This window comes from Paenibacillus sp. FSL H3-0302 (genome assembly GCF_037982245.1).
GTDB classification, from domain to species: Bacteria; Bacillota; Bacilli; order Paenibacillales; family Paenibacillaceae; genus Paenibacillus_AQ; species Paenibacillus_AQ odorifer.
The window spans coordinates 1,330,399-1,352,016 of record NZ_CP150284.1; the positions used below are offsets into that span (position 1 = coordinate 1,330,399).

At 45.2% G+C, this 21,618-nt stretch carries 18 protein-coding genes; 13 read left to right on the forward strand and 5 right to left on the reverse strand.

All coding sequences use genetic code 11. The annotated features are described in order from the left end of the window. Positions 1-32: 32 nt before the first annotated feature. The 4 genes from MHH50_RS05835 to MHH50_RS05850 all read left to right on the forward strand — a co-directional run bounded on the left by MHH50_RS05835 (position 33) and on the right by MHH50_RS05850 (position 3,936). Positions 33-2,012, forward strand: a complete 1,980-nt coding sequence (locus tag MHH50_RS05835; RefSeq protein WP_076129526.1) for a TetM/TetW/TetO/TetS family tetracycline resistance ribosomal protection protein — start codon at positions 33-35, stop codon at positions 2,010-2,012. A gap of 61 nt (positions 2,013-2,073) precedes the next feature. After that, positions 2,074-2,559: a hypothetical protein gene (locus tag MHH50_RS05840; RefSeq protein WP_076129525.1), complete on the forward strand. Its 486-nt coding sequence runs from the start codon at positions 2,074-2,076 to the stop codon at positions 2,557-2,559. 61 nt (positions 2,560-2,620) lie between these two features. After that, complete coding sequence (locus MHH50_RS05845) at positions 2,621-3,148, forward strand: GNAT family N-acetyltransferase (protein WP_340034074.1); 528 nt, start codon at positions 2,621-2,623, stop codon at positions 3,146-3,148. Between the two features lie 308 nt (positions 3,149-3,456). Further along, on the forward strand, positions 3,457-3,936 hold the full coding sequence (locus MHH50_RS05850) for a hypothetical protein (RefSeq protein WP_076303353.1): 480 nt from the start codon (positions 3,457-3,459) through the stop codon (positions 3,934-3,936). Between the two features lie 141 nt (positions 3,937-4,077). Here MHH50_RS05850 and MHH50_RS05855 read toward each other — a convergent pair whose 3' ends face one another. After that, a complete protein-coding gene (locus MHH50_RS05855) occupies positions 4,078-4,641 on the reverse strand; it encodes a CGNR zinc finger domain-containing protein (protein ID WP_340034075.1) in 564 nt (187 codons plus the stop codon). Positions 4,642-4,861: 220 nt separating this feature from the next. Here MHH50_RS05855 and MHH50_RS05860 point away from each other — a divergent pair, with 220 nt between their 5' ends. The 7 genes from MHH50_RS05860 (at position 4,862) to MHH50_RS05890 (ending at position 11,838) form a co-directional block, all read left to right on the forward strand. Then, positions 4,862-5,356, forward strand: a complete 495-nt coding sequence (locus MHH50_RS05860) for a DinB family protein (protein ID WP_340034076.1) — start codon at positions 4,862-4,864, stop codon at positions 5,354-5,356. 300 nt (positions 5,357-5,656) lie between these two features. Further along, positions 5,657-7,417, forward strand: coding sequence for a sensor histidine kinase (locus tag MHH50_RS05865; RefSeq protein WP_038569068.1), 1,761 nt, complete (start codon positions 5,657-5,659; stop codon positions 7,415-7,417). Next, positions 7,414-8,202: a response regulator gene (locus MHH50_RS05870; protein ID WP_038569070.1), complete on the forward strand. Its 789-nt coding sequence runs from the start codon at positions 7,414-7,416 to the stop codon at positions 8,200-8,202. Before MHH50_RS05865 ends, MHH50_RS05870 begins: the two co-directional genes overlap by 4 nt. 111 nt (positions 8,203-8,313) lie before the next feature. Next, entirely contained in the window at positions 8,314-9,636 is a 1,323-nt protein-coding gene (locus MHH50_RS05875; protein WP_038569072.1) for an extracellular solute-binding protein, read from the forward strand. Positions 9,637-9,737: 101 nt separating this feature from the next. After that, positions 9,738-10,619 carry a sugar ABC transporter permease gene (locus tag MHH50_RS05880; RefSeq protein WP_036686803.1) on the forward strand — a complete coding sequence of 294 codons (882 nt, stop codon included), beginning with the start codon at positions 9,738-9,740 and terminating at the stop codon, positions 10,617-10,619. A gap of 13 nt (positions 10,620-10,632) precedes the next feature. Further along, the gene (locus MHH50_RS05885) at positions 10,633-11,523 is read left to right on the forward strand and encodes a carbohydrate ABC transporter permease (RefSeq protein WP_076280203.1); all 891 of its coding nucleotides are present in this window, start codon (positions 10,633-10,635) and stop codon (positions 11,521-11,523) included. 120 nt (positions 11,524-11,643) lie between these two features. Further along, entirely contained in the window at positions 11,644-11,838 is a 195-nt protein-coding gene (locus tag MHH50_RS05890) for a hypothetical protein (protein WP_036686806.1), read from the forward strand. 26 nt (positions 11,839-11,864) lie between these two features. Here MHH50_RS05890 and MHH50_RS05895 read toward each other — a convergent pair whose 3' ends face one another. From MHH50_RS05895 to MHH50_RS05905, 3 genes are all read right to left on the reverse strand, one after another. After that, positions 11,865-12,350, reverse strand: coding sequence for a hypothetical protein (locus MHH50_RS05895; RefSeq protein ID WP_076280204.1), 486 nt, complete (start codon positions 12,348-12,350; stop codon positions 11,865-11,867). A gap of 96 nt (positions 12,351-12,446) precedes the next feature. Continuing rightward, the gene (gene cmpA, locus MHH50_RS05900; protein WP_094903512.1) at positions 12,447-12,578 is read right to left on the reverse strand and encodes a cortex morphogenetic protein CmpA; all 132 of its coding nucleotides are present in this window, start codon (positions 12,576-12,578) and stop codon (positions 12,447-12,449) included. Between the two features lie 64 nt (positions 12,579-12,642). Next, positions 12,643-13,005 carry a hypothetical protein gene (locus tag MHH50_RS05905; RefSeq protein ID WP_036686808.1) on the reverse strand — a complete coding sequence of 121 codons (363 nt, stop codon included), beginning with the start codon at positions 13,003-13,005 and terminating at the stop codon, positions 12,643-12,645. A gap of 120 nt (positions 13,006-13,125) precedes the next feature. Here MHH50_RS05905 and MHH50_RS05910 point away from each other — a divergent pair, with 120 nt between their 5' ends. Then, complete coding sequence (locus MHH50_RS05910; protein ID WP_081383508.1) at positions 13,126-13,587, forward strand: SprT family protein; 462 nt, start codon at positions 13,126-13,128, stop codon at positions 13,585-13,587. On the opposite strand, the gene MHH50_RS05915 is transcribed toward MHH50_RS05910, so the two are convergent. After that, positions 13,577-14,215, reverse strand: a complete 639-nt coding sequence (locus tag MHH50_RS05915) for a pentapeptide repeat-containing protein (RefSeq protein WP_076129517.1) — start codon at positions 14,213-14,215, stop codon at positions 13,577-13,579. The two genes, MHH50_RS05910 and MHH50_RS05915, sit on opposite strands and share 11 nt — an antisense overlap. Positions 14,216-14,418: 203 nt before the next feature. Here MHH50_RS05915 and MHH50_RS05920 point away from each other — a divergent pair, with 203 nt between their 5' ends. Next, positions 14,419-21,264, forward strand: coding sequence for an S-layer homology domain-containing protein (locus tag MHH50_RS05920; protein WP_340034077.1), 6,846 nt, complete (start codon positions 14,419-14,421; stop codon positions 21,262-21,264). The last annotated feature ends 354 nt before the right edge of the window (positions 21,265-21,618 follow it).

Genomic DNA, 21,618 nt, shown 5'->3' on the forward strand with positions numbered 1-21,618 from the left:
GATAAATCTAGCTCATGATAGGGGAACTATAGATGATTCAGCAGCAGGGAGCAGAACGGATTAATGTGGGGATATTTGCCCATGTGGACGCCGGGAAGACAACAACAACGGAGCATATTTTGTATGAAAGCGGTCGCATTCGAGCGCTTGGCAGCGTAGATACGGGGACGGCATTGACGGATTCTATGGATGTGGAGCGGCAGCGGGGGATATCCGTACGGGCGGCATTGGCTTCTTTTGCTTGGAAAGGTGTGCAGATTAATCTGGTCGATACCCCGGGGCACGTCGATTTTCTGTCCGAAGTTGAGCGGTCTTTGCGGGTGATGGATTGTGCGGTGCTTGTTCTTTCAGCCGTGGAGGGTGTGCAGGCCCAAAGCGAGATGATCTGGAACGCGCTGCGCAAGCTGGGAATCCCCACACTTATTTTTGTGAACAAAATGGATCGTGTAGGTGCTGACCCTGAAGCTGTGCTGGCAGAGGCGCGAAATTATTTGTCTAGTGATATTATTCCAGTTCAGCAACCCATCGGCAAAGAGAAGGAGTACATAGGAGCAAGAGATTTATGGGAGAATGAAGCTGATGCTAACAAGCGAACAGAATTATTAGAGGCTTTAGCTGAACGGGACGAAGAGCTGTTGGAGAAGTATATGTCTGGTAGTCCGATTGATTTGGCTGAATGGAAAAAATATATGAAAACAGCCTCCTCATCAGGTCGCTTTTTTCCGATGGTTTATGGCGTCGCCGCCAAGGGGCTTGGGATTACTGCCTTGCTGGATGCGATGGTTGAGTATTTTCCGCGCGCTGGTGGGAATGTGGAGGGTCCGGTGTCAGGCATCGTATACAATATTCAACGTGATAAAAGTATGGGACGGATGGCGTTTGTCCGCCTTTATGAAGGGACGATCCGTAACCGCGATACGCTGTTGAATTATACGCAGGATATTCAGGGAAAAGTGACCCAGATCCGCAAGGTCGAAGGTGGTCGGACCGAGGATGTTGGAGCGCTTGAAGCGGGAGATATTGCTGTTATCTATGGTCTTTCCGGGGTGCGCATCGGAGATGTGCTCGGCCATCCGGGGGCCATTCCGGAGGAGGCGAAGCTGGCTGTACCGCTGCTAACAGTGCGTGTATTCTGGGAACCAGATATGGATGACCATAAAGTTATCGGGGCGCTGCAGGAGCTGGCGGATGAAGATCCGCTTTTGGATGCACAGTGGCTGCAGGATGAGCGGGAGCTGCATATCAAAGTAATGGGACCGATTCAGCTGGAGATTCTGAACAGTGTTCTGGAGGAGCGATATGCGCTGAAGGTGACCTTCGGTCAGCCTTCTGTCATTTATAAAGAAACGCCAGCCCGTGCCGGCGAAGGTTTTATCGCTTACACGATGCCGAAACCGTGCTGGGCGATTCTACGCTTTCAGATTGAGCCTGGACCTCCGGGCAGTGGTTTAGTCTATGATTCGATAGTGCGGAGTTCCGATCTGCTGCCGCAATACCAGAGCGAAACCGCACGTCGTGTACCGGAAGCCTTGCAGCAGGGTTTGTATGGCTGGGAGGTTACCGACCTTAAAGTGACCTTGACCGAGGGACAGCATCATGTATGGCATACCCATCCGCTGGATTTTGCTGTGGCGACTCCGATGGGAATTATGGACGGACTCGCTCGGGTAGGCACTAAGCTTCTGGAGCCGATTCTGCAGGTTCGCATCGTGGTCCCTGAGGAGAATGGCGGCCGGGTGATGAACGACCTCGTGCAGATGCGCGGCACGTTCGAGCCTCCCGTGCTGCAAGGCGAACGGATGATTATCGAAGGACGTCTGCCGCTGGCAACGTCACTCGATTATCCTGTCAGCTTAAGCTCCTACACGAAGGGGCGCAGCACGTTTACTTCTTTTTTTGCCGGCTATGAAGAATGTCCACCAGACGTATCTGCTGAGCGCACCCGCCGGGGCGTGAACCCACTTGATCAGGCGAAATATATATTAAGCGTGCGAAAGGCACTGCAAGGGTAAATTGAGGTAGAAGGACTATTGAGACTAATAGGCAGGGTGAAGACAAAGGAGCGTGTCAGCGATGTTAGTACTAAGATATACTCAGAAATTATTAAAAGATATGAAAGTAGCTCCAGTAGAAGTAGAAGACATCTCCTCCTTTTTTAGTTGGCATGTGAATATTATGCAACTCAGAAAAAAACATATTTTATTTGTACATGATGCAAGCCGGTTATGTATATTATTGGATGGAATAAGAAGTGGTCAAGCTGATAAATTGGTTGAAAAGTTCAGAATAGAACTTAAGGAGTATTTATTGCAGGAGGGTTTTAAGAAGCAGCTCATAAATCAGTATTTACTAGAGGCCGGAGAAATCACTATATCCCGTACAAATAATAAAAGTGTACTTGGAACAATGAATGAAATAACACTATACAATTCGGTAGCTCAAAGTGATTTCAGCTTGCTTGAGAGGAATAAGTGGTTGAACACTATTATATATAAACCTATTGATTATAAAGAGCCCATTAATGTCTTTAGAGAATCCTTAAATAGTTACTATTCATAAGCAAGTACTGTCAATCTTGGACTAGCTGAAGCTTTTATCGGAAATCTGAGGGGGAAATAAATTGAAGATTAGAGAAGCAACAGCTAGTGATATAGAGGGGATCGCTTTTGTCCACGCTGCGAGTTGGAGAACCACGTACAGAGGGCTAATTTCGGACGAGTTTCTCGATAAAATCACAGTGGAAGTAAGAAGAAAGCTCTGGATTCGGAATTTTGAAAACCCCAATAAAGACGAGGTTATGTATGTGGCCGAAGATGGGGCTGGGACGATTATTGGTTTTGCAAATGGAGGAGCGCGAAGAGGGTCAGATCTCTCTGATCTCTATGATGCGGAGCTATATGCACTCTATTTGCTTAAGGAACAGCAAGGAAAGGGTCTTGGAAGGCAACTCATAAGAAGCGTAGCACAGAATTTATTGGAGAAAAATTATAGCTCATTCATGACTTGGGTGGTAACAGGAAATCCCGCGATTCATTTCTACCACAAAGTGGGTGGGCAATCTGTTGCGACAAAAGAAGTGAAGATTGGGAATGAGATTGCTGAAGAGATCATGATCGGGTGGAGGGATATTGGGGTTGTTGGGGATTAAGAGCCAAGGAGAGCGATGTGCAGAAGCTTTTAACTGTATTTTGTACAACTATAATCCCACAAATAACCCGCCAAAGAATATAACTGTATTTCGTACATCTATTTTTGTGATTTAATACTCTATGGGCACATTTTATAGTTTTTAAGTGTACAGAATACAATTAAAGTCCTGATGATCCCCTTTGGATGCGGAATAAGTGTATGAAATGCAGTTATTTTACGAGTTCATTAAGCTCCGTGCACAAAACTATCTAGAGAAGGCCAGGTTTTTTTCGCTAAAAAATAGGATGAGTTAAAGGTTGTGAGAAAGTGAGCGATAAACAAGCACGGCTATTACGTATGGAGCAACTGAAAAAAAGAGTGAAAATAGAAAACCCACTAGGTTCTCTTTACAGTGAGTGTATCGAAGCTTTAGGTCCCAACACAAGAATATATAGTTTAGAAAAGTCGTCCGAGATTGTATCTATGATGGAGAGTATAGTTAATTTCACACAGTGGGCGCGGATTGACTGGGAATCTATTGATCAAAAGAAATCCTTTAAGACGCCGGAAGAATTGAAAGACATAGAATCTATTTTATTGCGTGATAACTATTTTATTGTGTGGAATGAGATCAATCTTCCGGTAGTGGAAACTAATTTAAATAATATTATAAATAACTTCAATGATGTTATTGCTGTTGGATTTGATACATGGATTATAAATATGGATAAAGGAATTATCATTGAAAGCTATCACGAGGGGGATCTGACAGTGGGTTGGATCACGCCTCCCTCACTACCAGCTTAACCATAGGCTCTAATGGATGCATAGAGAGTGAAAAATGTACGTAATTCACACTGCGCTAATAACCTCAAGTTTATTCTTCCTACACGGAACAAGCTTACATTAAGTATAAGAGTTTTAATATAAACTATTAGCCTATAGACTCTATTCCCCCTCAGACTCAGCCTTCTTCCGCGCCCGGAAGCGCCGCACCTTCATAAGGTTGCCACAAGCTTTGTCATCGCAGTACCGCTTGGAGCGGTTGCGTGTCTCATCATAATAGACCCAGAGGCAATCGGGATTCTCGCAGATGCGGAATCTTGTGGGTTCTTTTTCAAGCAATGCCTCTGCAAAAGACGCCGCAATCTCCGCCAGCACCTGCTCCCAACCGCTATGAAGTGGCAACAGCTTTATTTCCGCTTGCTCGTCGCTTTTCCATACAATTCGCCGTGTAACAGGACCCTTGTCCAAATAGATATTGAGCTGTTCAAGCATTTCTCCATACACCGAGTTTCCTTGCACAATAGCCTGTACCCAGTTCCATAGTAGTGAGCGAAGCTTTTTAAGCTGCGCCATTTCTATCGTGTTCGGCATCTGTGTTTCTAAAAGAGAATACTCCTTCAGCCATTTAAAAACCCATTCTTCTTCATCGAGCCTGTCCCGATCTTTATTCTTATCTCCTGTTCGCCAATCCCGCCAGTAGCTGTTAATGAAATCCTCCCACAACACGGTCTGTTCATCCTTTCCGATTCAACGCTCATTACAAATCATTGTAACAGTTAAAAATAAGTTTAGCTAGTTACTTGAATACAATCTGGAAATATGCTACATTTCTTTTGTAACCACTATATTATGGTTTAAGTCGTTACATATTAGTTCGCTTTGAAGTAGTTCTTTTTGAAGCTACACCATGAAGTTTATGTTTACACAAATTTTTAGGAGGTTGAACATGCAAAATAAAATCAGTGAGGTCTTGCTCCAAAATTGGGATTATTGCATGGATATCGAGGATTGGGCTCCGCCGCTTAGCGATGCGCTGGAAGGTGTGGATAGCAAACAGGCTCTCTGGAAGCCAGAGGGTGGGGCGGCCAATTCTATCTGGGAAACGGTTAACCATCTAGCTTATTATAAGGTGCGTTTGCTGCGAAAGCTAAAAGGGTTGCCCAAACAACCCGATGCTGAAAGCAACGATGATACCTTTACTGTAACAGCTGAAGGAGAAGAAGCATGGGCGAAAGCCGTTGCAGACCTGAAGGACGTGCATGCTGCTCTTAGAGAAATCATTGAAGCGTTGGAAGAAGGCGCGTATGATTGGGGCGGTTCGGGTCATGCGCCAGGGGAAGAGGTAATGAGCCTTATCTTACACGATTCTTACCATACTGGACAAATTATTATGCTGCGTAAATTGCAGGGTTCTTGGGTGTCCAACCGTAGTTTTAATTAGAACCTCCACATTTAAAAATACAAGCCGTACACTGCTATTCCGGTATACCCGGGTCAGCGGAGGTACGGTTTTTTTGTGTGCAACTCTGGTAGGCACGAGTATATATTATATATGTTTTTTTTGGTTGATTTGGATAAATTAAAACGCGATATGGATATGGGCTCAGAAACTAATCACTGATATCATATAATCCAAAGGCCGAATTAACAAATAACTAGAGCTGCAGATGATTCCTGAAGATTTAAGGGTCATCTTTTTTGATGAGGAATCAAGTCTATCAGGCGGAAGGGAGTGTAAAGATTGACGAGGTTTGGACAGTTAAACACATTGCGTAATCAAATTTTCCTGGGTTTTATGTTTGTCATGGTGATCGTACTAGCCACGGTTGGTTTTTTTATGTACGGGCAAGTTTCGGTTCTATTACGCAATAGTGCGGAGAAGCACATTGAACAGACTGCAGTTCAGGCAACGGGCAAATTGGATGTACTGATCCGGCAGATTAATACGTTGACGGCACAAGTGGCAACCAACGCCTCCATTCAGCGATTGCTCGCTCAAGAGGCCGAAGGAAAGCCGATCAGCTTCGCCGAACGTCAAACCATCCAGCAGGAAGTACGTAAATATGAGGCGTATGCGACAGGGATTCGTTCCATTGAGCTGTATGCAGGTGATTATCAGAAATTACTTTCGGTTGATGACGCCAGCCTGAACAATCGAGTATCCGAAGAATGGATCAGCCGGGTGGACGAGGGCAAAGGACGTCTCGTATGGTTTGGACTTGACCCGCGGAATTCGGATATCGTCATTGCGATTCGTAATATTAGGCTGATTGATCATTCATTCACGAAAGCTGGCTATATTATGGTTCAAATTGAGAAAAGTTACTTCCAGCTTACGGATGAGGTGGACAGCTCACAGGCGGAAACGCGTGAATTAATGAGATTATTTGATGAAGCGGGACGGCAAATTTCTTCCGATTTTTCCGTAAATGTCAATGCAAATAAGATACTGGATCATGGAGGAGAAAAGGTTGAGGTTGGCGGAGAAGACTACATTGTAATTCAGAAGCAGTCCAAGGCAACAGGTTGGAGGCTAGTAATCCTCACTCCAGTTGACTATACGACAGAGGGGATATCTGTCCTTCGTACAGCGATCATCGTATCCGGTGTTGTTGGCAGTTTATTGTTTCTCATCTTTACTTTTATTTTATCCACGATGATTACACGTCCCATACTGAATTTGATTAAAGTGATGCGCGGTTCGCGATTTGGAACCTTGAAACCGATTTCAGTCACTTCTACCACTATGGAGATCAATGAGCTCAATAATACTTACAACCAGATGGTTCACTCTCTGAATGAACTAATTGAAGTCGTCTATCAGAAGGAGATCGTCCAGAGTCGCACAGAATTAAAGGCACTTCAGGCTCAAATCAATCCGCATTTCTTATTTAATACATTAGAAGCATTCTACTGGGCCCTCGATGAAAAGGGTGAGGAGGAATTAGCTCAAATTGTGGTTGATATGTCGGGGCTTTTTCGTTATGTCATCAATCGAACTGATGATGATGAATGGGTGACTATCGGCGATGAGCTCGACCATGCCGAAAGATATTTGAAGATTATGGAGATGCGTATGCTCGACAGGTTATCCTGGCGGATTGAGTCAGATGAAGCTTGCCGAAGTGTCCCGCTACCGAAGCTGTTAATCCAGCCTCTTGTCGAAAATGCGATTCTTCATGGCGTAGAGCAAAGGGTTGGACCGGGGACAGTCATGCTAATTGTCAGACCTTCAAGTCGTCCGGGATATACATTGGTTACGGTAACTGACGATGGTCCAGGGATGGATGCAGCAAAGATATCGTCTATCTATCACACCATGGAGAAGGGGAGCATGAGGTCTTCCAAAGGGACTGGGATTGGTATTGCTAATATAGAGCGGAGACTGAAACTCAGTTACGTAGACAATACGGACGGGCTTGAAATACGAAGTGAAGAAGGTTATGGAACTAGCATCTCTTTTGAAATACCGAATGAACCTGGAGAGGGGAAAAACACGTGAAAACTATACTCATCGTAGATGATGAACCGAGAACAAGAGAAGGGGTTCGTAAAACATTAGAAGCCTGGTCATCCGGTCAATATCGCATCGAAACCGCAGCAAGCGGTGTTGAGGCACTGGCATGGCTGCAAAATAACGAAGTTAATCTGCTTATTACCGATGTGCGCATGCCTGAGATTGGAGGGCTAGAATTAGTTGAAAAGCTGAACGAAATGCCTCATCCTCCAGTGGTTATTGTGATCTCCGGCCATCCTGAATTTGACTATGCACAGAAAGCCTTGCAGTTTGGTGTAGTTGAATATTTACTGAAGCCACTCGACAAAACGAAGCTGGTCCGAGCAGTGGAATTAGCATTGAAACGCAAGGATGATATTTATCGAATCGAACGAATGGAGAAGCTGATCGATCCCAAGCTTATGGAAACGGTACAGCAGGAGAAAGTGTATAGCACTCAAGTGCGTGAGGCACTCCAATACTTAGACGAACATCTTCACGAATCGATATCCATGCGTGATATAGCGGATCAATTACACATGAATGCCAGCTATTTCAGCGTCCTTTTCAAAGAGCAGACGGGACTGACTTACAGTGAATATGTAACGAGAAGGAGAGTACAACGAGCCAAAGAACTACTGGTGAGCACCCGGCTGTCCATTGCTGAAATCGCGGAACAAGTAGGCTATCAAACAGCCAAATATTTTGTGAAGGTATTTCGTGCACTCGAAAATGTTAGTCCAGGGCAATACCGGCAGAACGTCATGACCACGGAGGAAAGAATCCAATAATAGTGGTATTAGTCCCAATCCTTATGACCTTACGACATCATGGGATCCAAGCTACAATCTAGTTAAGCGGTTACAAGGCCGCTAGACAACAATAGAAAAGGGGTTGTAAGCGTGCGCAATAAAAAATGGACAATATTGTTCTTAACGATGTGCCTCGTTCTTGTCACAGCTGGTTGTGGTCAAAAAGATAACAATGCAGGTGAATCTAAAGGTAGTGCAAATGGGGGAAGCGACAAAGTCACCGTTAACTTCATGCATTTATGGCCAGAAGGTGTTTCTGCCGGACAAAATAAAATTGTTAATCAAATCATTAAAGAATATCAAACAGAGCATCCCAATGTTGTAATCAAGCAAGAGGTTCTGGACAACGAGCAATACAAAAATAAGCTGAAGGTATTATCTGCTTCTAACGAATTGCCAGACGTTGGGGTAACTTGGGCCGCTGGCTTTTTACAGCCTTACGTTGAAGGAAATCTGTTCGCACCTGTAGATGACTTGTTGAATGGTGAATTAAAAGACAAGTTCGTCGCAGGAACTACAGAAGCTTATGCTATTAACGATAAAACGTATGCGCTTCCACTTGAGTTTAACATCGCACCTATCTACTACAATAAAGCTATTTTTGAAAAGTATAATCTTGAGGTTCCACAAACCTACGATCAGTTTAAGCAAGTTGTAAAAACACTATCTGATGGGGGCATTGCACCGATTGCTCTCGGCAATAAGGATCGCTGGACAGGATCGCTTTGGTATATGTATCTGGCTGATCGGATCGCAGGCCAACAGGCACTTGCAGGTGCGATCAGTGGATCAGGCTCATTTATGGATGAAGGATTAGTAAAGGCGGCATCAGAGGTCCAATCACTTGTAGACAGCAATGCATTTGTTAAGGGATTCAACGGTTTATCAAATGAAGAGGCAAAATCAGAGTTCGTAAATGGCAAGGCGGCAATGTACATGATGGGATCATGGGATCTGCCAAACTTCACAACGAATGAAGAAATTCCACTGGAATTCCGTAATAGTGTTGGTTTCTTCAAATTCCCGACAGTTGAAGGCGGGAAGGGAGACATTAACAGCTGGGTAGGTGGACCAGGTGTAGGATTATTTGTTGCTGAGAACTCTGAGGTAAAAGAAGAAGCAAAATTATTCGTCGAGTATTTCGTATCCAAATGGGGAGAGCAATCCGTAACTGGAGCAGGCGTTATTCCAGCTACGAAGGTGGACACCGCCACACTGGATCTACCACAGCTCTACATCGATTTGTTTAACGAAATGAACAAAGCTAGCAGCATCACTTTATTCGCAGATGTTCAAATGCGTGCCAATGCAGCAGAAACGCATCTGAATATGATCCAGGCTCTTTTTGGCAAAGCGGTGACGCCAGAGAAGTATTCCGAGGAGCATGACGCGGCCATCTCTAAAGGCAACTAAAGCTTCGACAACTAGGCGAAGGGGACAATTAGCTTATCCGGCAGCGTGATGCCGGATAAGCCTTTCCTCAAACGGTTTATGAAGGAAAGGAGTCGGACACTTTGGATAAAGTGATGTCTAACAAAAAAATAATCGCGTTATATGTATTTCCCGCCTTGCTTCTCATTCTGGCTATTGTATATATTCCGATTGTTCTAACGGGTTATTATGGACTGAATAAGTGGAATGGCATAGGTGCTCTGACTTTTATCGGATTTGATAACTATAAAGCTTTGCTAACAGACCAAACCTTCTGGAATAGTGCTTGGCATTCTCTGCAGTTAGCGTTGTTTTCTACCCTAAGTCTCATTATTTATTTGGCAATTGCTATGGTATTAGCCGCCCGGATCAAGGGAGCTAACTTGTTTCGCAAAATATATCTGATTCCGATGCTGCTATCGTCCGTTGCGATTGCGCAGCTTTGGCTAAGAATTTATCATCCGACGAACGGAATTGTGAACAGCTTATTAGTATCCATTGGTTTTGCTAATCCTCCTGCATGGCTTGCAGAGCCTACATTAGTTTTGTTTGCTTTATTTATTCCCATTCTGTGGCAATATGCTGGTTTCTATATTCTGATCTATTACGCAGCACTCAAGAATATCCCGACCTCTCTGGAAGAGGCAGCAAAGATTGACGGAGCCTCTGCCTTACAAATCGCTTGGAAAATTAAGCTTCCACTCGCAATGGAAGTCATTAAAGTTACGATTGTTCTGGCCGTTGTAGGTTCTCTGAAGTATTTTGACTTAATCTTTGTTATGACGGATGGAGGTCCTAATGGCTCTAGTGAAGTGATGGCGTCTTATATGTATCATCAGGCTTTTCGGGCTTATGATTTTGGCTACGGGAGCGCAATTGGTTTCTTCCTGCTCGTCATCTGTCTCGTCATTACTTGGGTCATTCGCAAATTAACTGCTACGAAAGATTCGATCCAATACTCATAAGGAGGGGCGCTTCATGATGTCTGGAACTGCAGGAAGGCTAGAAATCGGGCCAAAGCCAGGCGGCGCTGGCACGGAGATCACACGTAAATTAGGCTACTCATTGCTATATATCGTGTTGATTGCCGTTGCTGCTCTGCAATTGTTTCCGCTTGTATGGCTGCTGTTTTTCTCATTAAAAAATAATCAGGAAGTGTTCAACCTTCCTGCTCTATCGTTGCCGATGAATCCTCATTGGGAGAATTACGCGAAGGTCTGGAATGTAGGGAACATCAACGTGTATTTCTTCAATAGCGTATGGATTACCATCGTGGCTACGGTGTTAACGGTTATCTTCGGGAGCTTGGTTACGTATGCAGTTACCAGGATGAAATGGAAGGGAAGCTCGTTCGTACTGGGATTGTTTATGGTAGCGATGATGATTCCTGTTCACTCCACGCTTATTCCGTTATTTAGTATATTCAATAAGATTGGCTTAACGGATCACCCTTTGTCACTTATTTTGTCTTATGTCGCTTTTAACATGCCGATAACGATTATGATTTTGCTGGGTTTCTATTACGCACTGCCACGTGAAGTGGAAGAGGCTGCAGTAATTGATGGTTGTTCCGTGAACAGAATGTTTTTTAGAATTATACTTCCTATGACAAGCTCGGTGATCGCGACTACAGCCATTATTAATATGATCTATAACTGGAACGAATTTATTTTTGTAAACACATTTATTAGTTCTGATTCTTACAAGACGCTGACCGTGGGGGTGCAAAACTTCATTGGTCAATATACGACGGATTGGGGTGCGATCGGGGCAACGCTTATGATCAGTATTTTGCCTATTCTGATTACATTCCTGTTCCTCAGTAACCGTATCGTTGAGGGAATTGCGGCGGGTTCGGTTAAAGGGTAAGTAGAAAGAAGACCTGAATTTCTCAGCTCGAAAAGCTGAAGAGAATTCCGGTCTTTTTTTAATCCAATCTAGAATTTTGATTCAATCTTGAAAGCCTCGGGTTAATGGAGGCTATCAAAGATGAACATTCGAAAGGAGAGATTGCTGATGGAACCGGGCTATAAGGATAGAAGTGTTGAAGTGGAGCATAGGGAGGTACAACGGAAATCGGATTCCAGCGTTGTCGCATCTACCTTTATTAAATATGCTGCTTACATTATTATATTTTTTGGTTTTCTGTTCTTTTTGGTTAAATATGTATTTCCTAAGTTTTAATAAGGATTGATTCTTAAGGCGGAGTCTTATTGTTTCTCTGCGATGATCTTTTTTATTACTGCTATAGTTTCTGGTGCAGCATTCTCCAGCATAAACTCAATTGCAGCGAACTGCCGCATAACGTACCTGTGCTCAAGCTTTTCTAAAGGGTTGAAAAAGCCTTCCGGATAATCGATAATCTCCAGATCCCGCTCCGTGACCTGTCCTATGTATTCAAAGGCGTATTCGAATGTACCTTCCGAAATATATAAATCGACGATTTCTTCAATTCGCTTGCGATCAATATGATCCACGACAGTTAGATAATTAGGTGCACTCCAGTAGGCCCCATTTAGACAAGCACCACTTTGGATGTAGTCTTGTCGGATCGCTTCGATGTTCTTGAAGGTGTAGAAATCCGATGCCCAGCGGGAGCGGTCAGGGAATGTGACTATGACATAGAGATTATAATTGTCCTCTTCCTCAGTCCCACTTTCCGGAGACAGCTGTATATGTCTTGTTCTACTGATCATAATTATAAGTCCCCTTTCTTAACAAAAACGGCTACCGTCTTTTTAAAAGACGGTAGCCGCTGCTTTAAATATGTCCTAGATCTTAATCATCCGAGGCTATAACTTCATCTCATTACTCGATTCCGCAGAATTACGATAAAAGAACCAGCACTCATTCAGCAGCTTGATCTGACGGCGGTCTTTTTTGTAATAAGCTTTCATTAGCTGATGGCAGAGCCACTGTGGCAAGCGAATCCCTCCTCTAACAACTTACGTAAGTTAGAATATGGAGAAATAAGCCTAAAGGTGCGGATTACAGTAGGCTTTCTGCTTCCTCTTCGTACCACTGCTCCAATTGAGCCTGTAGTGCTCGTATCTCAGTAAGCAGGGAGATCAGTGGGTAGTTCTTCTGCTCTTGAACAGAGGCGAAGGCTTGTTCCAATCTATTGATATAATCCAGACCGGACTCCAGGGAGTAATCCTCACGTAACAGATCCAGCGAATCGCACTCGGCGATGGCTAAGGGCAGATCCGGAACATTATCGGCTGTCAGCTTGTCGATTTCTTTGTTCAGGCGTAAATTGAGCGCACTTAGTTGGTACGCATATTCCTCAGGCATTTCCACGAATTGTAGTTCTTGATTTTGCTGCAAAATTACATACCGCATTTTCGGCATTGTTCATTCTCCCTCCGTACTTGTCTTCCTTCTTGACAGTTTAGCCTATGCACAAGTTACAATTCAAGTAGAGATCTTAATTCCCGTGGAAAGGACTTGTGATAGAACGCTATGGAAACTATGAGCAACGAAGAGCTACAGCTGTGGATTGAGCAGGTATCACGGGACAGCTTTGGCGTGCCGTTTAGGCATAAGGCGAGCTTTAACAGCCGGTTGTCCTCAACGGGTGGCCGATATTTTACCAAAAGTCATAATATAGAGATTAATCCCCATCAGCTTGCCATGTTTGGCAGAGAAGAGACGGAGCGGATTATAAAGCATGAGCTCTGCCATTATCATTTGCATTTGGCTAAGCGAGGGTATATGCATCGTGACGCTGATTTCAAAAGCCTGCTGGCGCAAGTCGGCGGAAGCCGCTACTGTCAGACACTGCCGGGTGCAAAAGCTCGGAAGCCGCTGCCCTATCGATATAAGCTTGTATGCAGTGCCTGTGCCATGGAGTATCCGCGTAAGCGAAAAGTAGACCCTAAGCGTTATCGCTGCGGTAAATGTTCGGGCAAGTTGAAGTTATTTATTTTATAACCAAACCTAATAATCCGACAAAAGAAACAGCTTGCTGAGGCGAAATGATACATCCTTCTAAATCTTTGATATCCACGATCAAGCCACTGAACTCGCAGTCACTAAGGTCGATCCCATTAAGCTTTGATCCTGACAATGTGGCTTGATCCATATTACACTCGCTGAAGCTGATTTTTTGGAAATTTGACTGATAGTAGTCGGAACTCATTAATGAGCTGTTCTCAAAAGAAACCTGCTTCAGATTAGCGAATCGAAACGTAGCAAAATCCCCGATACAATCTACTACACGAACATTCTGGAATCTGCCTCTTGTAAAGTCTGTGCCGATGAGCTTGCAGTTTCTAAATTCAGTTCGATGAATAATGCCATTCGTAAAATCCACATTAGATAGATCACAGCGATCAAATATCACGTCCATAAGCTCGATCCCAGTTAGGGAGCACTCCGTAATCGTTACATTTTTAAAAATCACGCGATCAAAGCTGACCTTATTAGCCTCTTGATTATCAATAACCGTATCGCTGATGCTGCAACAGCTGAATTCGTCTTTGGTTTGCAGTGAATATATTTGCTCAGGAAGAAGAGAGTCAGGATCTGCTATTTTTGGCGAATCAATTTTGAAATTCATATGTACCTCCGTTTGTTTACTCCTTGCGGGTAGCTAAAACTAACTATCATCGCGTTAAACCGATTTGTCAATCTTCATGAAGGTTGTAGGGATTGGATATCCGTACAAATACACCTTTTTCTGGATAAAATCGCACATCGTTTTGTAAGCGTTCCCAAACTAATATGAAAAGGAAGTCCATATTAATTAGAGGGGGCACATGTATGAAACGAATCAGGTCCGCAATGGCGGGTCTGCTCGCGCTGCTGCTGATTTTTTCAAGCTTGCCTGTAATGGGAACCGGTAGTGGTTCCGTGGGAGCAGAAGGGGTTGGAGGAACAGGCGCTGAGCAAATTCCATCAGGTACGGTACTCATCAAGAATAAGTGGAAAAACAACTTTTTATATGAGACATCCGCAGGAATCGTGCGTTATGGCATGACCAATCCAGCCGATGCTTCAGCGCATTGGACGGTTGAGACGGTGAACGGGCTGTCACGAATCAAGAATGTGAAGACAGGCCATTACATTACAATGGCTGGTAACAACGGCAAAGAGGATTCACTTAAGGCGGCAGAACACCAAGGTTCAGGAAGTGTTGCGGATCAGTGGCTAATCGATACTTCCAATCGCAATGGATACATGATCATCCGAAGTGCGACTGTGCCAGAGGGGAAGTTGGTTATCCACGAGGAGAATCAGCTTGGTTATGCGCAAGTAAGCTCGGATATTAATGTTACGTTTGAGAGTCCGCAGTGGGCTTTTATAGATCTAAATGCAGCACCTGTACGGCTAGAGAGTCGTCTCCGCCCCGGTCAGGTAATGTATGAAAGTGAAGGGAATGTTCTTTACGGTAAACAGCCTGTCAGCAATGAAGCGGCCCAGTGGTATCTTGAATCAGGGACGGATGACGGAACAGTAATGATTCGCAACCGTGCGACAGGTCATTATATTAAGCAAAATGAAGTGACCTGGGCTGGGGTTTTTTCGCAGGAAGTCGATATGGATCACGTGAAGCTAAGTGAATGGGTCCAAGAGCATGCACCAGGCCCTGATGGGACGGGCTTCATTACCCTTCGTAACAGTGGTTTAACTGAAGAGGGGAGTCCATTATGGCTAAATCCACAATTCAGCGATGACAATAATGTGCGATCTAACAGCTGGCCGGGTTCAGCCTCTAATCCAAGCGCGCAGTGGAGAATCGTGCCTATTTCCGAATTACAGCCTGTACGACTGGCAACTTATACGGATGCACAAGTGGCTACAGATTTCTTATATGAATCCGCAAACGGCGAGCTTAAGCATGGAATTATTGCGCCAGATGCCGCTAACACCTCTGACTATCTATGGTATATAGAAGATTATGACGGTAATAAGCGTATCCGTAATGCGGCAACCGATCATTATGTTTCTTATAGTGAAGGTACTGCCAAGGCCTTGCAGATTAGCGGAAGTCAGCCGTCGGATCAATGGATTTTTAATGATTCCGATGATTATGATGATTACCAGACGCTTCAGAATCTCGAAAGCACAGGCATTTATTTGTCTACATTGGGTGGAGAACATGCGGGTGCGATTGGGGATGCGACTTCTTTGAGCGCTCAGTGGCAGCTTTTAGATCCTAACACACCAACTGACGGCACCGTGCCCTATTACCGAATTCAGAATGGCTGGAAGTCATTTTATTGGTATGAGAGTGTTGATGGTCTTTTAAAATATGGAAATATGCAGAAGGACGGCTCCGATCAGTGGCTCGTGGAGAAATATAACGGCCGCAAGCTGTTCAAAAACAAGAAAACAGGCCATTACATGAACACGATGAATATGCCAAATGGCCACCTTCAGGTCACAGAGCTTCCAGACAGAAATCATGTGGAACGAGAATACATCTGGACAGGCAAAAATGTTGGGAACAACACCTACGTAATCAGTAGCGTTCTCGACAAGGAACCTAATAAAATCCCAGAGAAGTATATTTCACTTCAAAACCTCACTAAATATGCTGAGTACGGAGTGATCAATCCAGGTTGGGGCAGTCCGCAGTGGAGATTTGTTCCGGTCACCGAGAAAAAACAAGATTTGTTCCGTTTTCAGCTAGATGCTGTAAATGGAGAGGATCAATATCTTAAGGACGGTCCTTTGCTGACTTCTTCAGCCGCACTAGAGGAATTGCCAGAATCCAAGACGGTTACTGAAGCTGTCTATGCTGACCAGGACTCTGCACACTCTAACCAAAATCTTGCACCTCTAGCAGCTGCCAACGAGGATGTAACAGTAGGCCAGGCTACTTATGGTCCACTTGATTTGAATGACGATTCCTTTGTCTGGCAGTTGCAAGAAATAGCGGGCAGCAATGGATCGGTGAAGATAAAAAATAAAGGCACTGGACGTTATCTCTCCCTTGAGCATATAGGTGGGGCTGTAGATGAGATTGATCCTAAAGTTAGCGTTCAAACTTTGCAAACAGTGTACGATGTATGGGCCAGCATTAAGTGGAAGGTTGATATGCAACCGTCCGGTGTGACTACCATTATGAGCTCATGGGCTGGTCACTATATCTATGGTGCGCCGGATGATAACGGCAACCCAATTCTCCGAATCAGTAAAGCTGCAGATACAGCGGAAAAAAGCAGTGCACATTTTACTGCTGAAGCGGTTGAAGCGATTGCTCCGCCACTGCCTGATTACCCTGTAAGATTCAAGAATGCAAGCAGCGGAGAGTATTTATACGAAAATGAGCGTGGGGTTGTTCTGTATGGGCAGCCGTCAGCAGACAATGGATTTTCGCACTGGAATGTAACTGTACAGGAGGGTAAACAGACGATCACCAACCGGGCAACAGGTCATTTTTTAACGCTGAATGGTGATTATTCATATTTGGAGAGCAGTAGTACAGAACCTGCTGTAGACGGAGCCTCTGCCTGGGAAGTAAGCTTGGCTTCCGATTATACACATTACACCATTCGTAGTCTCTTTGGAGAATACGACGATGAATTAATAAACATTGCCAATAAGACAGGATATGCTGAACGTGCGCTTTTGCTAGAAAGTGAGGGTACGGCACTATGGACACTTGAGGCGGCTCCACAGGAGTTTACTACTCCATCTGGAGAACTGCGCAATAACAATACAACAACTCCAGTTCAAAATGATACCAACATCATAACCATTGTACCGAAAGGCATGGCTGGTAAAGTATTGGCCGAAAAAGAGGGGGCTGTCCTATATGCAGATGCTTCCGATATGGCGGCTCAATCCCAGTGGCTGGTCCAGGAGATAAACGGACGCAAACGGATTATGAATGTTCAGACACAACATTATCTTTCGCTCAATGAATCGGGCCAAGTGGTCTTGTTAGCTGCTGGAGATACAGAAAGATCCCAATGGAAGCTGGAAGAGAAGTTAGGTTATGCTCTTCTGCTAAGTGCGAACGGAACAGGTCTTCTTTCTCACAGCACATCGGCTGTTCAGCTTGGTTCTGCTGCAAATGGAACTGATAGTGAGCTCTGGAGCTTCTTACCTATCCCTGCTGATGCAATTTATGCAGGAGGAGAAGCATTCAAAGGGGAACGTGTTATACGGTTTGCAGTCAACGCCCAGCAGGCTGGGGAATACGATGCTGTTATTCGATACAAAAATACCGCTGCTGCCGCAACGGATCTGGCACTAGAGGTGAATGGATTAAACGAAGGGGGCAAGGTTAGTCTTGGCAAGTCTGCCTCTTGGAAGACTGTAGCGGTAAAATTGCAGCTTCGTGCAGGCATCAACACGGTTTCTCTAAGCAGTGACAACGTGGATTGGAGTAAAGTAACCCTTGATAGCCTGACCGTAAAAAACAGCGTTAACAAAACATACCGTGGAGCAACGGTTCCATATATCAGCTATGAAGCTGAGGATGCGGCAACAAACGGAACGCTGATTGGCTCGTCGCGGAAATATCTCAGCATGGCTTCCGAGGCTTCTGGACGACAAGCGGTGGCCTTGAAGAATACGGGAGATTATCTAGAGTTCAAGCTTGCAGAATCAGCTAACTCCATCGTTCTTCGATATTCTATTCCTGATAGTCCAGATGGGGCTGGTGCGGAAGAAACCTTGACTCTATATGTGGATGGAATTAAGAAGCAGCTTAAGCTGACATCCAAATATGCTTGGGAATATGGCAGCTACCCATGGTCAAATGACCCTCGCCAAGGCAGTGGACACCGCTTCTTTGACGAAATCCATGCTCTGATTGGTGATGCTCCTGCCGGAGCAACTATTCGCTTAGAGAAGGGAACAGGAGACAACGCAGCTTCTTACGTCATTGACCTGGTGGATATGGAGCAGGTTGCCCCTGAGTTGGCTCGCCCGGACGGATTTATTTCCGTAACGGATTTTGGAGCGGCAGCGAATGATGAGGGAGATGATACCGCAGCCTTCAAGGCAGCCCTTGCCGAAGCGAATGCGACAGGTAAAGGTGTGTGGTTCCCGGCGGGTACCTTTAATGTCGGTGAGGGTCTGCTGGATCTGGATACCGCTGAAATACGTGGTGCCGGCATGTGGTATACGGTTCTGAATGGAGCTAAGTTTTATGGTCACGGCGGTAAGGTTGGTGTTTACGATCTGATGATTGAAGGCGGCATTAACGAACGGGATGATGAAGCGATCACCAACGCTTTCCATGGTGCTTTTGGCCAAGGTTCGATTATACAGAACGTTTGGATAGAACATACCAAAGCAGGCTTGTGGTTAACTCAGCCGATGGGTGAAAAGGCGCGTACGAAGGGTCTGTACATGGCAGGTCTGCGGATCCGCAATCTTATGGCAGACGGGATTAACTTTGCCGTAGGGACTGGCAACAGCATGATGGAACAAAGTGACATCCGCTATCCAGGGGATGATGGAATCGCAATGTGGTCGTTTACAGACGGCAAGTTGAAGGATGTGAATGGTACGGAACGTACACCGAGCTATAACAACACGGCACGTTTTAATACGGTATCCTTGCCTTGGTTAGCGGATAACATTGTAGTCTTTGGGGGGAAAGATAACAAAGTCCAGGACAACGTGGTAAAAGACACTGTGACTAATGGAGCCGGGATTGCAGTGTCCACCCGTTTCACCGCCGAGCCATTCCAAGGAACAACGATTGTGGAGCGAAATACCTTGCTTAGAACTGGCAGCTACGATTCCGGTTACGGCGTGAATCTGGGTGCGTTATGGCTTTATGCTGGTGAGAGTGATCTGAAAGGAAAAGTACTCATTCGCAACAATACAGCACTGGACAGCACTTATTCGGGGCTGATTGCTCAAGGTGATCTAGAGGGAGATACTCTCACTTCCATTGATGGAGTAGTGATGACGAATAATGTATTAGATGGCGCAGGTACAAGCGGTATAGAAGTTACGAAAAATCTGAAAGGGAGTCTGTTGGTCGACAACATGATTATTCGTGGCGAACGGATGAACCTACTGACCAATGCCTCTCCTGACTTAAGCATTAAAGAACAAAATCAAGGAATAGCCTCAGCCATTAAACCGTTCTCTATCAAACTAGCAGATGGACAGAGCGGGCCTGTGGTATTAGAGCAGGGTAAGTCAGCTAAGCTTAAGGTACTAGATAAAGAAGGCAGAGATCTTACCGCACAAGCTACTCTAAATATTATGAGCAATGAGATTGCTACATTTACCAACGACAGTCTTAATGGAATTAAAGCGGGTATCACAGACTTCACGGTAACTGTGGGCAACGATAAGAGGGGATATACAATTGAGGTGCTATCACCTGGCGGGACAGATCCTGTAGACCCGATCAATCCTGTGGATCCAACAAGTACTCCTAGTCCGACGAGTACTCCAGAACCAACAAGTACTCCTGGTCCAACAGACCCTACAGGGTCAGTGAACCCTGTTCAACCCGGCACACCGACGGCTACACCAGCACCTACGCCAGCAGCTAATCATGATGCGCAGCTAAAAGCTAAGGCGACTGCAGGGCAGGCTGTTATCGAGATTTCAGCTAACGGTGACGGCACAGCCCGGTTTAGTGCAGATGCTTTACGTAAGGCGGCGGCACTTAGCCCCAAAGCTGTGCTTGTTATTGAAAGTGGAGGGATGAGCTACCGCTTCCCGTTAGAGCTTGTGGAGAGTGTGCTCAAAGCCGCACAAATGCCGGCAGGCACACTGGAGTTCAATGTAAATTCGCTAAGCGGAAAAGGATTGGAACAACTGCTTGCCAAAGCTAAGCAGCAAGGCTTTACTGTGCAAGGAACACCGGCTAATTTCACTCTAAAGGTAACGGATGGAAAAACCTCTGTAGCAGCAAGCGGGTTCGGTACCACTTATTTAGATCGTACATTTATGCTTAAGGAGGCGCTGGATGCGAAGACAGGTGTAGTCCTTATTTACGATGAACAGACGGGTTCCTTCCGTTATGTACCTGCATTGTATGAGCTCGTTAATGGGATGACCAAGGTTACGGTTAAGAGCAGTATTGCGAGCGGTGTATTTGTCGCTGCGCTGCACCCTGTGACTTTTGGGGATATTGCTACACATTGGGTGAGAAATGAGATTGAGAGACTTGCCAGCCGACTGATCTTGACCGGACAATCCACAGATACCTTTGCACCTCAGAAATCTGTCAGTCGTGCCGAGTTCGCAGCTATGCTGATTCGATCGTTAGGTCTTGTAGCTGCGAACACGACGAAGACCTTCAGTGATGTGTCCGATTTATCTTGGTATGCAGCGGACGCCAGAGCTGCTGCAGCCTTAGGACTGGTTCAAGGCTATGAGGATGGAACCTTCCGTCCGAACGCCACTATTACACGGGAGCAAATGGCTGTTATGGCAGCCAGAGCAATGAAGCTGCTGAATCTAGAAGCTGAAGGATCTAGAGCAATCGTTGCTACAGATGTTTTCAGAGACGCTTCAACTATTTCCTCATGGGCTAAAGAAGCAGTGTCTGACCTGGTTGCAAAAGGTATTATGAAAGGTCAACCATCAGGCAGCTTTGCACCTAGCAGTGATACTAGCCGTGCAGAAGCCGCCGTAATTCTTGTACGGTTGCTTAGAGCGGCTGAATTATTGAATTAGCTACCGCGGTAGAAGCTACAATATGGCATAAGTAAAAAGACAGCAGAGCAGCGATCCTCCGGTTATTGGAGGATCGCTGCTCTGCGTTTTTGACGATGGCTGGCCTGCTATAAAAGCTTATGAGCAAGCAAAAGCTCATTGACTTTGAGTAACCCATTCACTTGCATACACACCAACAGCAACACCAACAGCAACACCAACACCAACACCAACATCGACACCTGCACCAACACCAACATCGCCGAGCTATCATTGGCTGAGGCTTACGGACCCCAATGACGCTATTGGCAAGTTTTTAGCCTTTTGGGCAGGGTTTCGGACTCAAGTGACGCTATTCGTTCGAAAGAGGCTCAT